At 52.5% G+C, this 13,938-nt stretch carries 15 protein-coding genes; 9 read left to right on the forward strand and 6 right to left on the reverse strand.

Translation table 11 applies throughout. The features are described 5' to 3' along the window. Window positions 1-2 precede the first annotated feature (2 nt). Window positions 3-170: a hypothetical protein gene (locus tag JNC80_RS13955; protein WP_022711757.1), complete on the reverse strand. Its 168-nt coding sequence runs from the start codon at window positions 168-170 to the stop codon at window positions 3-5. A gap of 203 nt (window positions 171-373) precedes the next feature. Between JNC80_RS13955 and JNC80_RS13960 the strand changes: the two genes are divergently transcribed. Then, window positions 374-2,302 carry a propionyl-CoA synthetase gene (locus JNC80_RS13960; protein ID WP_376710643.1) on the forward strand — a complete coding sequence of 643 codons (1,929 nt, stop codon included), beginning with the start codon at window positions 374-376 and terminating at the stop codon, window positions 2,300-2,302. A gap of 71 nt (window positions 2,303-2,373) precedes the next feature. Here the strand turns inward: JNC80_RS13960 and JNC80_RS13965 are convergent, their stop codons facing one another. Then, window positions 2,374-3,060: a DUF1013 domain-containing protein gene (locus JNC80_RS13965; protein ID WP_022709100.1), complete on the reverse strand. Its 687-nt coding sequence runs from the start codon at window positions 3,058-3,060 to the stop codon at window positions 2,374-2,376. 384 nt (window positions 3,061-3,444) lie between these two features. Continuing rightward, window positions 3,445-4,449, reverse strand: coding sequence for an NAD(P)H-quinone oxidoreductase (locus JNC80_RS13970; RefSeq protein WP_225685274.1), 1,005 nt, complete (start codon window positions 4,447-4,449; stop codon window positions 3,445-3,447). Window positions 4,450-4,843: 394 nt separating this feature from the next. On the opposite strand from JNC80_RS13970, the gene JNC80_RS13975 reads away from it, so the two are divergent. Together JNC80_RS13975 and JNC80_RS13980 are read left to right on the forward strand one after the other, a co-directional pair. Continuing rightward, the gene (locus JNC80_RS13975) at window positions 4,844-5,035 is read left to right on the forward strand and encodes a DUF1192 domain-containing protein (protein ID WP_376710706.1); all 192 of its coding nucleotides are present in this window, start codon (window positions 4,844-4,846) and stop codon (window positions 5,033-5,035) included. A 241-nt stretch (window positions 5,036-5,276) separates the two neighbouring features. After that, window positions 5,277-6,563 carry an MFS transporter gene (locus tag JNC80_RS13980; RefSeq protein WP_075657287.1) on the forward strand — a complete coding sequence of 429 codons (1,287 nt, stop codon included), beginning with the start codon at window positions 5,277-5,279 and terminating at the stop codon, window positions 6,561-6,563. Between the two features lie 33 nt (window positions 6,564-6,596). Here the strand turns inward: JNC80_RS13980 and JNC80_RS13985 are convergent, their stop codons facing one another. Then, window positions 6,597-6,995, reverse strand: coding sequence for a helix-turn-helix domain-containing protein (locus tag JNC80_RS13985; RefSeq protein ID WP_376710644.1), 399 nt, complete (start codon window positions 6,993-6,995; stop codon window positions 6,597-6,599). Between the two features lie 68 nt (window positions 6,996-7,063). On the opposite strand from JNC80_RS13985, the gene JNC80_RS13990 reads away from it, so the two are divergent. Further along, the gene (locus JNC80_RS13990; protein WP_376710645.1) at window positions 7,064-8,449 is read left to right on the forward strand and encodes an MFS transporter; all 1,386 of its coding nucleotides are present in this window, start codon (window positions 7,064-7,066) and stop codon (window positions 8,447-8,449) included. Window positions 8,450-8,545: 96 nt separating this feature from the next. Here the strand turns inward: JNC80_RS13990 and JNC80_RS13995 are convergent, their stop codons facing one another. Then, on the reverse strand, window positions 8,546-8,728 hold the full coding sequence (locus tag JNC80_RS13995) for a YdcH family protein (protein WP_028233180.1): 183 nt from the start codon (window positions 8,726-8,728) through the stop codon (window positions 8,546-8,548). 334 nt (window positions 8,729-9,062) lie between these two features. Here JNC80_RS13995 and JNC80_RS14000 point away from each other — a divergent pair, with 334 nt between their 5' ends. The 5 genes from JNC80_RS14000 (at window position 9,063) to JNC80_RS14020 (ending at window position 12,206) form a co-directional block, all read left to right on the forward strand. Further along, on the forward strand, window positions 9,063-9,266 hold the full coding sequence (locus JNC80_RS14000; RefSeq protein WP_033315775.1) for a YdcH family protein: 204 nt from the start codon (window positions 9,063-9,065) through the stop codon (window positions 9,264-9,266). 120 nt (window positions 9,267-9,386) lie between these two features. Next, window positions 9,387-9,893, forward strand: a complete 507-nt coding sequence (gene purE / locus JNC80_RS14005; RefSeq protein WP_075657284.1) for a 5-(carboxyamino)imidazole ribonucleotide mutase — start codon at window positions 9,387-9,389, stop codon at window positions 9,891-9,893. 3 nt (window positions 9,894-9,896) lie between these two features. Continuing rightward, window positions 9,897-10,970 carry a 5-(carboxyamino)imidazole ribonucleotide synthase gene (locus JNC80_RS14010; RefSeq protein ID WP_075657283.1) on the forward strand — a complete coding sequence of 358 codons (1,074 nt, stop codon included), beginning with the start codon at window positions 9,897-9,899 and terminating at the stop codon, window positions 10,968-10,970. A 242-nt stretch (window positions 10,971-11,212) separates the two neighbouring features. Continuing rightward, complete coding sequence (gene ykgO, locus JNC80_RS14015; protein WP_075657282.1) at window positions 11,213-11,338, forward strand: type B 50S ribosomal protein L36; 126 nt, start codon at window positions 11,213-11,215, stop codon at window positions 11,336-11,338. Between the two features lie 142 nt (window positions 11,339-11,480). Then, entirely contained in the window at window positions 11,481-12,206 is a 726-nt protein-coding gene (locus tag JNC80_RS14020) for a hypothetical protein (protein ID WP_376710646.1), read from the forward strand. A gap of 98 nt (window positions 12,207-12,304) precedes the next feature. Here the strand turns inward: JNC80_RS14020 and JNC80_RS14025 are convergent, their stop codons facing one another. Next, window positions 12,305-13,810 (reverse strand): M48 family metalloprotease, encoded by a 1,506-nt coding sequence (locus tag JNC80_RS14025; RefSeq protein ID WP_051138948.1) that lies wholly within the window; start codon window positions 13,808-13,810, stop codon window positions 12,305-12,307. Window positions 13,811-13,938 lie beyond the last annotated feature (128 nt).

Here is a 13,938-nt window from a genome sequence, read left to right on the forward strand (position 1 = left end):
CTTTAATAACCGGTATGAGCCTGCAGCAAGACTGTAATCATCATCACGGCAATGGCCGCAACGGCGATTTTCCAAAAATCACTGCGCCGCTTCAACCCCGGCAGTCCCAATGGCTTAAGCAGATGTAATCCCATCAGGATCAGCAATAAAACCGGTGCAATCTTTGCCATTGCGCATCCTCTGAATATTATTGCGGCCTGACTTGTATCTTGCCCCCTCTTTAGTCGAATGGACGTCACTTTAACAGTGTGGATTAATATCGGCTGAGGAGAATGGCGTAGTTTATATTTTTCAAAACCGCACAAAGATCCGGTGAAAGTTATTCTGCGCCTGAGAGGTGCAAGCACAGCTTGCATTGCAATGGGAGGAATACATGACTTCGGCTTATCCCGAAATTTATCAGGCATGGAAAAATGATCCCCAAACTTTCTGGGGCAAGGCATCTGCACTCATTGACTGGTATAAACCAGCGACAAAAATCTTTGACCCTGAACAAGGCCCTTACGGACGGTGGTTTGCAGGCGCTGAATGCAACACCTGCTACAATATGCTCGACCGTCATATCGAGGCCGGTCGTGGTGATGTTCCTGCCATTCTCTATGACAGTCCTGTCAGCGGCCAGAAGGCTCGTTTCACCTATAGCGAGACTCTGGAACAGGTGATGCGGCTTAGTGCCGTGATGCAGGATTTCGGCATTCAAAAAGGCGATCGGGTGCTGATTTATATGCCGATGGTGCCACAGGCGCTGTTTGCAATGATGGCTTGCGCCCGCCTTGGTGCAATTCATTCTGTAGTCTTTGGCGGCTTTTCCGCTGACGAGTTGGCAGCACGTATTGATGATGCCACCCCTGCCCTGATTATCGCCAGCTCCTGCGGGCTGGAAGCCAATAAGACAGTCAGCTACAAACCGCTGCTCGACAAAGCGATCACCACAGCCAAACATCAGGTAAAGCATTGCCTGATCCATCAGCGCGAACAATGCCGTTGTGACCTCATCACAGGCCGCGATCACGACTTTAGAGAGCTTTGTGAGCAGACAGCAGGACGTGATGTGCCTTGTGCATCCGTTGCCTCAACCGATCCGCTTTATATTCTCTACACTTCCGGTACCACAGGGAAGCCCAAGGGCGTTGTGCGCGATAATGGCGGCTATATGGTTGCGCTCGCCTGGTCGATGGGTGCACTTTATGGCATTCATGCAGGTGATATTTTCTGGACAGCATCAGATATCGGCTGGGTGGTAGGCCATTCCTATATTGTCTATGCCCCGCTGCTGATCGGCGCCACAACAGTGCTATTTGAAGGCAAACCTGTCGGCACGCCCGATGCCGGTACATTCTGGCGCGTGGTTGCCGAGCACAAGGTGAAAGTGCTGTTCACTGCACCAACCGCTCTGCGCGCGATTAAGCGAGAAGACCCCGAAGGCAAGCTGCTGCATCAATATGATCTCTCCAGCCTTGAAGCACTGTATCTTGCCGGAGAACGCGCTGATCCCAATACGCTGGAATGGGCAGAGCAGATGCTCAACCGCCCTGTGATTGACCACTGGTGGCAAACGGAAACCGGCTGGCCGATTGCCGGTAATCCGCGCGGCCTTGGTATGTTGCCGGTCAAACACGGCTCCACCTGTGTACCAATGCCCGGCTATGATGTGCAGGTGCTGGATGATGCAGGCCATCCGGCGAAAACCGGTGAGCTCGGCAATATTGTTATCAAACTGCCAATGCCGCCCGGTTGTTTGCCGACTTTATGGCAGGCCGACCAGCGCTTCCAAGAAGCCTATCTTGATGAATTCAAAGATTATTATAAATCCGCTGATGCCGGTTACATGGATGAAGACGGCTATATTTTCATCATGAGCCGCACTGATGACATCATCAATGTTGCGGGACATCGCCTGTCTACCGGCTCGATGGAAGAGGTGATTGCCGGTCACCCACAGGTCGCAGAATGTGCGGTGATCGGCATTGCCGATAAGCTCAAAGGACAAATCCCTTGCGGCTTCATCGTGCTCAAGGCCGGTGTGACGCAAGCCCATAGTGAGATTGAAGCAGAATGTGTGGAACGGGTACGCGATCAGATCGGGCCTGTTGCCGCGCTGCGCACAGTTCTGACAGTCAATAAATTACCCAAAACCCGCTCCGGCAAAATTCTGCGCTCCACCATGCAGAAAATCGCCGATCACGAGCCATGGAAAATGCCTGCCACGATTGAAGATCCGCAGACACTGGATGATATCCGTGACTGCCTTCATCAACGTGGCATCGGCACCTGCTCCGAAGCAACAAAACCTGCGGCCTGACAATTATCAGATACAAAAAAAGCCGCCGGAGATGATCCGGCGGCTTTTCAAAACTATAGCACAAGCTGATCTTACAGATCGTCTTCTTCGTCTTCCGGTGCGCTCTTCATCGAAGAAAGCTTGGCGAAGACTTTATCCGCATCCAGCTCATCCGATTCGTCATTGCGGCTGTAATCCAGATTTTCTGTTGCCGATGCCGGCAGCAATGTATCACCGGATTCCGGCTCAATCGGACGATTGCGCGCTGCGCGGTCAACTTCGATATCCAGATCAATCTGCGAGCAGAGACCCAGTGTTACCGGATCCATCGGCTGAAGGTTAGCCGAGTTCCAGTGAGTGCGATCACGAATCTGTTCGATGGTGGATTTGGTGGTGCCGATCAGACGGGAAATCTGGGCATCTTTCAGTTCCGGATGGTTACGCACCAGCCAGAGAATCGCATTCGGACGATCCTGACGCTTGGACAAAGGCGTATAACGCGGGCCTTTACGTTTGGCTTCCGGTACACGCACTTTTGGTTCGGACAGTTTCAGACGGTAATTAATGTCTTTCTCAGCCCGTGCGATTTCTTCACGGGAAAGCTGGCCGGTGATGACCGGATCAAGACCCTTGATACCCTGTGCAGCTTCACCATCCGCAATCGCTTTCACTTCAAGCACATGCAGTTTGCAGAAAGTTGCAATCTGGTCAAAAGACAGAGCAGTATTATCGACAAGCCATACGGCTGTTGCCTTAGGCATAAGAAGCTGAGTGGCCATAAGATATAATCCTCTCGTTCGCCCGCTCCGGTAGCGCGGGACGTGGGGTAAACCACAATTTCCGGGAATTCGTTCCCTCTATAACCAAATTTTACACAATGAGCAAGAAAACCCTGCACAGGAATTCAGCGCATTTGCAACTCACTCCCCCTGTTTGCAGGGAGATTTCGGTTATGGCGTGCCGAAAATGGTGTTTTTTGAGAACCGGAGCGGAGTGTAGCATTGAGCATTTCCAGCAAAAGTGCATAGCGGTTTTGCGTAGGACAATGCGACAAAACAAAAAACAAAGCGGTTCCAACGATTCCTTTTAAACCGGAACCGCTCCAGTACATGAGCACCGGACTCACAGAAAAACGCCATTTGCAGGCCGCCAGAGGCGAAATATCAACCGACGTCGAGGACGATTTTACCGATATGATTGCCCTCTTCCATACGTTCATGGGCACGCCATGCATCTTTTAGCGGATAAATCATATCCATCACCGGAGAAATCGTGCGGCTGGCGAGCAACGGCCAGACCTTTGATTCCAGTTCCGCTGCAATCTGCGCTTTGAAAGCCACATCACGCGCACGCAGGGTCGAACCGGTATGGGTCAGACGCTTGGTCATCAGCTTGGCAAAATTGGCTTTCGCCTTGGCACCACCGAGAAAAGCGATCTGTACAATGCGCCCTTCAACCGCCGCCGCATCATAATTACGGTCAACATAATCACCGCCAACCATATCAAGAATAACATCTGCACCCTTGTTATTGGTGGTAGCTTTCACCTGCTCGACAAAATCCTGCTCACGATAATTAATCGCAACATCCGCCCCGATCTTCAGACAGGCGGAGCATTTTTCCGCAGAGCCTGCTGTTACGATCACTTTGGCACCCAGTGCCTTGCCAAGCTGAATTGCCGTTGTGCCGATACCGGAACTGCCGCCGTGAATCAGCAATGTCTCGCCGGCCTGCAACTGCCCGCGCTGCACCACATTGTGCCAGACGGTAAAAAGTGTTTCCGGCAGAGCCGCCGCTTCCACATAACCATAACCGGAAGGCAGCGGCAGTGCATTACCTTCACAAACCACGGCATATTCAGCATAACCGCCGCCTGCCAAAAGGGCAGTCACCGCATCGCCGACCTTATAACGCTGCACATCTGTGCCAATAGCCACCACATCACCGGCCACTTCCAGCCCCGGCAAATCTGAAGCACCGGCTGGCGGCGGATAATGCCCCTGTCGTTGCAGCACATCAGGACGGTTCACACCGGCAGCTTTCACACGGATCAGAATTTCGCCTTTACCCGGATGCGGCACGGCACGCTTGACTGGTTTCAGTACCGATGGCGCACCGGCCTGTTCAATCGCAATTGCCATCATCTGGGAAGCAAGTTCCGTTGTCATATCCGCTCCTTAAATTCTCTGGTCCGCCCAAAGCGCTTTCCCTGATCTAGTGGTCAGATTACGACATTTGCGCCCGTTCGTGACAGGCGCAGAGCAAATGTCGCAATCAAAAAGACCACTAGCAACTAAATAATGCTAGTGGATTTTTCGAATTTGCCGTTTGAAACAACATTTGTGTCGACGGAAGTTCAAACGGCAAATTCAATCCACTAGCCATATTATGCTGAAAAAATGCAATCCATAAAAATCATATCGCTAATGATGCAGGTTTATGAGATGCTGAAAACTTATGTGGCCTGCCCGCCCTGAATTTAAAGGCAAACAGGTCACGAATATTGCGAACCATATTGAAAGCTGCCGTGGACAGGCTGCAGCAGGAAGTGAGGAAAACGCCATGTTCTTTGATGATAATGCGCAGGAGACAACAACCTATAATCACCATATCGGTGAGGATGTGACCCTGCTTTCAGCGGCTGAAATCGACAACCGTATTGCTCTGCTTAAAGCGGAAATCCGCCGTCTCGAAACCGATCGCAATGACAGAAACAACAGCCGTGCGGCCGCAGAGGCTCTGTTTCGCCTGTAAGCCTTTGCTATTTCCGGATGTACCAAGTTTCAGAACCTCTGCTCTCAAACAGGCGGAGGTTCTTTTAATTTTACCTGACACAATATCTCATCAATACAAAGCCTTGCACTCTTCCAAGTGATAGGTCAGCATGGTTACACTCAATCTGTCCGAAGCGGCAATTTCACCTTGCAGTTTCAGGCGAACAGGTTTCAAGATCAGAAAACTGTAAAACAGCCTGCAATAGAATAAAGGATTATGCGTGTTCCGTTCCTATGTCCAGATTTTCGCACTGCTTTGCGGCACCGCTTTTCTGCTGATCGGTTCAGGTCTGCACGGTCTTTTATTGCCACTGCGCGGAAATGTGGAAGGTTTCTCGGTTACGGCTCTGGGTCTGATCGGTACAACATGGGCGGGCGGTTTTGTTGCTGGCTGTATTTTTGCGCCGCGTCTGGTGCGCCGTGCCGGACATGTGCGTGCTTTCGGCTTTTTCGCATCCACTGCGGCAATTGTGGTTTTGCTGACCGGCCTGATGGTTGACGCTTCAATCTGGGTGGTTCTGCGCGCCATTACCGGTTTTGCGATGGCCGGTATTTTCATGGTGATTGAGAGCTGGCTGAATGAAAAAGCCACCAATGAAACACGCGGTAAAATTTTCGGCCTCTATATGATGGTCAACTACGGTGCCGTCATGACCGGCCAGATGCTGGTGATTACCGGCGATGTCGAAGGCAGTTCGCTGTTTATGATTGCCGCAATCTTCTTCTGCCTTGCGCTGCTGCCAACCGCAGCTTCCAAAGCATCTTCGCCGCGCCCGCTGACCGAAGTCCAACTTGATCTGAAAAAGCTTTATTCCAATTCTCCGGTTGCCTTTGTCAGTGTTATTCTGATCGGCATTGCCAATGGTGCATGGGGTACACTCGGTGCGGTTTTCGGCTCGCTCAGCGGTATTGATAAAACCACAATCGCGCTGATGGTCAGCTTCACCATTGCTGCCGGTGCATTAATGCAAATCCCTGTCGGACGTTTTTCCGACCGTATCGACCGCCGCTATGTCATGGCCAGCGTGGCCGGTTCTGCAGCCCTGATCGGTTTTCTGATTTTTGCCATCGCACCAACCAACGGTACACTCATTCTGGTCATGACCGCACTTTACGGCTCTCTTGCTTATGCGATTTATCCGGTTGCCGTTGCCCACGCCAATGACCACGCAACACCTGAAACTTTCGTCAAGGTTTCCGGCGGTTTGCTACTGCTTTATGGTTTCGGCACCATGCTCGGGCCGCTGATTGCTGCGGAAGCGATGAATAATTTATGGCCTTCCGGCCTGTTTCTGGTGACAGCGGTCTCGCATATTGCCATTGCCGGTTATGCTATTCTGCGCTCGCGTAAACGCGCCTCGCCGCTACCTTCCGAAAAAGAGCAGTTCCAGAGCATGGCTGCGGAACGCCCTGCCACACAGGAAAGTGTGCTGCTTGATCCGCGCTCTGAGGCGGCACAGGAAGAGAAATCCGCCCCTGTACCGGAACCGGCAAAATCAGAGAACTGACACACGGGTAGTTAGCTCTTTTATCCAATATAGCTATTTACGGGCATGAAGTGCTGCCTGCATCAGCCTGCGGAATTTCGGACATTCCGTATGGGTTTCTGCAGGACATTCAGCCACATGCCGCAGGGCTTTGCTAAGTGTTGTCAGCTGACGGACCTGCAAATCCAGCTGGTCTGCCCGCTGATGCAGCGCCTGTCGTGGCAAATCAGCCGAGCCGTCTTTGCCGAACATGCCTTTCATCTCAGACAGTGGAAAACCCGCTATCTTCCCCAGCGAAATCAAAGCCAGCTGCTGCTGCACTTCCGGTGCATATTGACGGCGCAAACCATGGCGGCTGAAGGATTCAATCAGGCCGATCTCCTCATAATAACGGAGTGCGGAAGCTGACACTCCGCTCTTCTCCGCCAGCACACCTATATCAAGAAGTTTCATACTTGACCTCAAGTTGACTTGAAGTGGCAATGTAACAGCGACTCAAACAAGCCACAAGAGGAACCGCTGTGCGTTTCACCCTCTCAGACACTTCCCCTCGCCTTGCAATCCTTACTCTTTCAGGCTCCATGCTGCTTGCCTCCATGGCCGTGAGCATCACCGCTGTCGCATTACCGGCGCTCAGCAGAACACTGGATGCTCCTGTATCTGCGGTTCAGTGGATTGTGCTGATTTACCTGTTGTCCGTCACAATAGTGATTGTGCTGGCGGGGCGTTGTGCCGACCTGTTCAGCCATCGTTTTATCCTGCTGACCGGACTGATAATCTTTACGATCAGTTCGCTGCTTTGCGCCGCAGCACCAAATCTCACAATGCTCATCGCAGCCAGAGCGATACAGGGTATAGGCGGTGCCATTCTCATGGCATTACCGGTCTCAATCATAAGAGGCATGGTTTCCGGCGAACAGACAGGCTCCGCCATGGGGCTTCTCGGTTCCATGTCAGCAATCGGTACAGCGCTTGGCCCTGCACTCGGCGGCGTCCTGATTGCTGTCTTTGGCTGGCGTTCCGCCTTTATCCTGCTGGCAATATCCGGTTTTTTCTTGCTGGTTCCGGCTATCAAAGCGATACCGGCATCACCGCCAAATCATAAAACCAACCGCTCGCTGGATCTGTCAGGCGCGGCCTTACTGGCGATAGTGTTGTTTCTCTATGCAGTGATTACGACCGGAAATAAAAACGGACTGAACTGGGATATGGCTGTCACCATTCCGGCGGTTCTGGTTGTCCTGATAATTTTTGCGTGTGTTGAAATCCGGTCTTCTTCGCCGCTGGTGCCTCTGTCACTCTTGCGTAATCCTGTTATCAGCGCCTCGCTGATAACCAACCTGCTCATCAGCTCAGTGATGATGGCGATGCTGGTGGTCGGGCCATTCTTCTTGTTATTCGGCCTGCTGCTGGGGGAAGCGACAACAGGACTGGTTGTCGCTGTCGGCCCTGTTGTTGCAGCGCTGGCCGGTATTCCTGCCGGACGCATTACAGACCGGTTTGGCATAAGACGCGCGCTGGCTTACGGACTGGCTGTCATGAGCATTGCACTCATCTGCATGGCCTTACTGCCCGTCAGGTTCGGAACGGCAGGATATATTTTATCGCTGATAATGCTGACACCGTGTTTTCAGCTGTTTCTGGCCGCCAATAATACAGCCATCATGCTTGCAGCACCCGAAGACCAGCGCGGTATCTTGTCCGGATTGCTGGGCTTATCGCGCAATCTGGGACTGATGACCGGCGCATCTGTCATGGCCACAATATTTGTTACCGCACTGGGACAGGAAGAGCTTGTTCATGCAGCCGCAAAATCCGTCGGATTTGCCTTTACTGTCACCTTGCTGACGGCAGCAGGACTTGCACTGCTTTCGCTGATAATCACGCTCATCAGCATAAGAAAATAAATCCGGTGCGGGCCTGATATCCGGCCTGCACCTCATCTTTCAGAGCCTGCCCATCCGGCGGTTCTGTCTGAAACTGTGCTTTACAGTTTAGCGTAATTAATGTCGGGTGACTTGTGTCCTAAGCTTTTCTATCTGTTCCTTCAGATACAGCTTTTTGCGTTTAAGATCGGCGATCGTCAGCGTATCAGTAGCTGGCAATGCTGCGGCGTCGGAAATTTCCTTTTCCAGTGCATCATGCTTCTTTTCCAGTGAGGCAAGATGGGATTCAAGTGCCATTATTGCTTCTCCTTTATATTTACGCGTCACTCTCATTTTGTCAGCGGATCAGGCTCCAAGACCCGTTCGGTCTGCAGGAACCTGCTTGTGACAGTTCCCAGCCTCGAACCAGACTATGACAAAACAATGACAGTCTTGCATGAGATTTGATTAATGTCGAATTCATATTTGGCACATTTCAACTTTGCCAAATTTGTGCTACGGCAAAGCTGAAAAAGGGCGGATTATACTGACCTGCGGTGCTTCTGTGAAAATCGCAACCCATATTGGTGCGCGATAAATGCAGATGTCTGCGGTTCTGTTCTCGCTGTGAAGACAAGATCAGATGGAATATGCCATGGCCGATCAGGAACAAGCCGAAATTCGCCTCTCCGTTGCACGGTTGCGCCAGGAACACACGGATTTTGATCTTGCCATTAATGCGATGATGCAGACCGGTTGTAACCAGCTCAGCATTCAGCGCATGAAAAAGAAAAAACTCGCGATCAAGGATCAGCTGAGCAAGCTGGAAGATAAAATCATTCCGGATATTATTGCCTGAGTTCGGCACCAAAACCGACTCGATCACTTTACATTCTCACAGCAAATAAAAGACCGGCAGACTTTTACGAAGCCTGACCGATTTTTTATTTTTTAAATCCAGCACCTGACAGGACATTTCATGGCAGATAACACACCAACTTCCCCGAAAGTCGCCATCATTATGGGCAGCCAGTCCGACTGGCCAACCATGCGCAATGCGGCGCAGGCACTGGATACGCTGGGGGTTGCTTATGATGCCCGTATTATTTCTGCGCACCGCACGCCGGATCGCATGGTTGAATTTGCCAAAACGGCACGCGATCAGGGCTTTCATGTGATTATCGCCGGTGCAGGCGGTGCCGCCCATCTGCCGGGTATGGTTGCATCCATGACGCCGCTGCCGGTTTTTGGTGTGCCGGTACAGTCCAAAGCGCTGTCGGGTCAGGACTCACTGCTTTCCATCGTCCAGATGCCTGCGGGTATTCCTGTCGGCACAGTAGCTATCGGCAATGCCGGTGCCACCAATGCCGCACTGCTTGCCGCTGCAGTTCTGGCACTGCATGACAAGCCGCTGGCAGACCGTCTGGATGCCTATCGCAAAGCCCAGACCGATGCCGTGGCTGCCGCCCCGAAAGATGAGGACTGAGCCATGCTGCAAGCAGGATCAACAATCGGAATTATCGGCGGCGGTCAGCTTGGCCGTATGCTGGCCATGGCGGCAGCGCGCCTGAGCTTCAAAACCATTATTCTGGAACCGCAAGCGGATTGCCCTGCCGCACAGGTCGCCAATCACCAGATCGTGGCTGCCTATGATGATCGCGCCGCCTTGCTGGAACTGGCTGAAGCCTGCGATGTTATCACCTATGAGTTTGAAAATGTGCCGGTAGAAGCCGCACAATTTCTGGCAACAAAAAACATTGTCTCCCCGCCACCGCTGGCTTTGGAAATTTCTCAGGACCGCGTTGCCGAGAAACAGTTTCTCAATGAGAGCGGTATTGCCACCGCACCATGGCGTGTGGTTGACGATGTGCAGGATCTGGTCGCAGCGCTTGGCGCGCTGAACGAGCGCGGCATTCTGAAAACCCGCCGTTTCGGCTATGACGGCAAAGGTCAGGTGCGCCTGAACAGCCTCGATAATGACGCTGCGGCGGAAGCCATTGCTGCCATTAAAAATGCTCCGGCAATTCTTGAAGGCTTTGTGGAATTTACCCGTGAAGTTTCTGTCATTGCCGCACGCGACAAGGCAGGCAATGTCCGCCTTTATGACATTGCAGAAAATGTTCACAAGAACGGCATTCTCGATACCTCAACCATACCGGCATCGGTCAGCTCTGAAACCGCAGCAGCCTGCACCGAGGCCGCACAGAAGCTGCTTCATGCGCTGGATTATGTCGGCGTGCTCGGCTTTGAATTTTTCGTTCTGCCGGACGGTTCTGTCGTTGCCAATGAATTTGCACCGCGTGTCCATAATTCCGGTCACTGGACAGAAGCGGCCTGTGCTGTTTCGCAGTTTGAGCAGCATATCCGTGCCGTGGCCGGCCTGCCGCTCGGTGATCCGCGACGTCACAGTGACTGCGTTATGGAAAACCTGATCGGTGATGATGTGCTCAAAGTTCCGGCGATTCTGGCAGAATCGGATGCGGTACTGCATCTCTATGGCAAGGCCGAAGCACGTGAGGGACGCAAAATGGGGCATGTCACACGCATTAAAAACGGAAAATAACACCGTTTTGCGGGTTCCGTGCGCATCAATGGTTGACAATTGACCCATTCATTGACTATTTCACCTCAACCATTCAAACGTGCTCTTTGGCTCGCTCTGAAACATGCTCCCAAATACGGGAAACGGTTTTGGGAACAAGGCATGTATAGAAACAAAGAGCTGGAACGAGCGCAGCGTTTCTAATGAAATGAGACACGTTCCAGGAATATGCCCAATTCGGGCCAAACACATTGGTGAGTAACATGAAGATCAAGAATTCGCTTAAAGCGCTCAAAGGCCGTCATCGTGACTGCCAGCTGGTTCGTCGTAAGGGCCGCGTATACATCATCAACAAAACTGCTCCTCGCTTTAAAGCCCGCCAAGGTTAATCTTGGGGTAATAAGCTGAGTGAGACAACTCTGAGAGTTGTTTCAGACAGTAAGTTGTAGAGAATTTTAACAGCGCCGGTATTAATTTACCGGCGCTGTTTTTATGCCTTTAATCAGCCGGTTTCTGCTTTATGATAGCACTATGACCAAGACACGCAGCTCCCTCACCGTTTCTCTGATATCAGCCCTGATGATCACGGGCGCTGCGGGCTTTGCTGCGGCAGAAGATATCAGTGCTACCGGCAAAACAGAGCCGCAGCCCATGCCGCCTGCCGTAACCATACCTGAAGCTCCGACACCGGCACCAATCAACAACACGGCGGCAAAACCCAAAGAGAAACCGAAAAATCCCGATGTGGAAATGGCAGGGCCGCTCACACAAACCCGCCGGAAAGAACAGGAGCAGCTGTTCACGGATTTGCGTAAAGCATCCACGCCGGAGAAGTCCCATGCCATAGCCAGCCGCCTGCGCCAGAGCTTTGTGCGCACCGGCAGCGACAGTCTGGATCTGATGCTGCGCTGGGCAGAAACAGCTCTCAACCAGTCCCGCGAGGCCGAGGCGCAGGATTATATTGATGAGGTGATGGCACAGCGCCCTGACAATGCAACGGTCTGGCAATTGCGCGCTCGCCTGCATCTGCGCCGCAACGAGCTGGCTCCTGCCCTCAATGACATCAGACAGGCGATGATTTTAGAACCGCGCAATTTTGATGTTCTCATCAATTATGCAACTTTGCTGCGCGAAACCGGAAATCGCAAAGGTGCTCTCCGGCTCTATGAGCAGGCTTTGAGTGTTTATCCGATGATGAAAGAAGCGCAGGATGAAATGCTGAAGCTCACGGAAGCTGACAGCGATACCGCCCTCTGACCCCGCAATTAGAGCATAATTTTAAAGTGTTAGAGCGACCTTGTGTAGTGCCAAGTCTGGCACACGGCGCTCTAAAAGCCCCTTACGGGGCTTTTAGCTTATTCGCTGATGATTTTCACACGGTCGCCTGCAGAAACCGTACCGCCGCTCGGCAGCGCATTCAGAAGGCGGAAGAGATCAAGCTTGCGATCTGTCCCCTGCATCCGGTTGGCCAGTGAACCGAGCGTATCTCCGGCTTTCACACTGATCACACGGATGCGCAGAGGCTTCGCTGCAGCCTGCTCGGCTGGTGTCAGCACGCGGAAGCTTTGTGTGGTCGCCTGTGTTGTGGCACTCAAAGCATTGCTGTTTTTCGGTGCGGCGATGAGGAAGCGATAAACTTTCTGACCGGAGGCGATGACAACAATTTCAAACTGCCATTTATCGGCACTGGCACGCGCAGTGGCTGCAGGCAGACCATTGATTGTGGTTGTCTGCACAGACTGCTCATCAAGGCCTGTCACCCATCCGCTGCGCAGATAGGCTGCAAGATCACCGCCCTGTGGCAGTGCTGCACCGTCAAAACGGATAGCCAGTTCACCCGGACCGCTGGCCATAACGGCACTGGCTGAATTATCAATCGTAAAGCCCTGCGGAACACTGAAAGTCACACCGAGTTTCGGGTGAATAAAGGTGCGCTCACGCACAAAACCTTCCTGCGGCGTGTCACCATAGAGCAGGCCGTCAATTCCGTTCAGGAATGAAGGGCGGTCAGTGGTGCCGACACCCGGTGCACCGATGCGGCGTGCATGGCCGATAGCCAGATCAACGCGCTGTGGTGTGGCCGGATGGCTGGCCAGAAAGTCGAGGCTGGCATCGGTCGCACCGGAGACAGAGCGGAAGCCCGTATAGGCTTCCATCGACTGCAGAAAACGCGCCGAGGCAAACGGATCATAACCCGCAGCGCCGATCATTTTAATGCCGATTGCATCGGCCTGTAATTCCTGATTGCGCGAGAACTGGGCAAGGCGCAGCTTGCTGCGGATTGCCGCCTCACGACCGGCCGCATCATCATGCAACACCTCGGAGGCAACGCGTTTGGCAAGTACCGATTCAGCTTCTTTTGCCTGTCGCAGAATACCATGATTGGCCGTGACATGCCCCATTTCGTGGGCGATTACAGCAGCCACTTCAGATGAATCATTGGCAAGTGCCAGCAAACCGCGGGTCACATAGAGATAACCGCCGGGCAGCGCAAAAGCATTGATATTCGGGCTGTTGAGAATTGTAATGCGGTATGTCTGGTCAGGATTGTCAGAAACCGTTGTGAGATTGCCGACGATCTTTGCAACCATGCGCTCAAGCTTGGCATCTTTATATTCCCCGCCATAGGTGGCGAGAATACGCGGATGCTGCTGCGCGCCAAGCTGTGCCAGCTTGTCATTCTTGCTGACATTGGCAACCGTAACCGGATTGGACGACGGGCCAATCACATCGGGATCACTGAAATCTACAGTACGGCAGGCAGATAAAAGCGCGACCAGACCAATAGCGGCTGATCGTTTGAAAACTGGAGAAATAGAGGGCTTTTCCGCTGCGGAAAACCGTGCTGCCCTTAAAAGCATATCCAGTGTCGTGTCCCCGTTTACTTCAAAGCTGATTTGGCGGTGCCGGTTGCACGGCCTGTTCAGCGATTCTGTCTGCTCGTCTGCAAGCGAATTGCCCGCAATATAAACAATGCTCTTCTGAATAG

This window comes from Pseudochrobactrum lubricantis, from assembly GCF_041929865.1.
GTDB classification, from domain to species: Bacteria; Pseudomonadota; Alphaproteobacteria; order Rhizobiales; family Rhizobiaceae; genus Pseudochrobactrum; species Pseudochrobactrum saccharolyticum.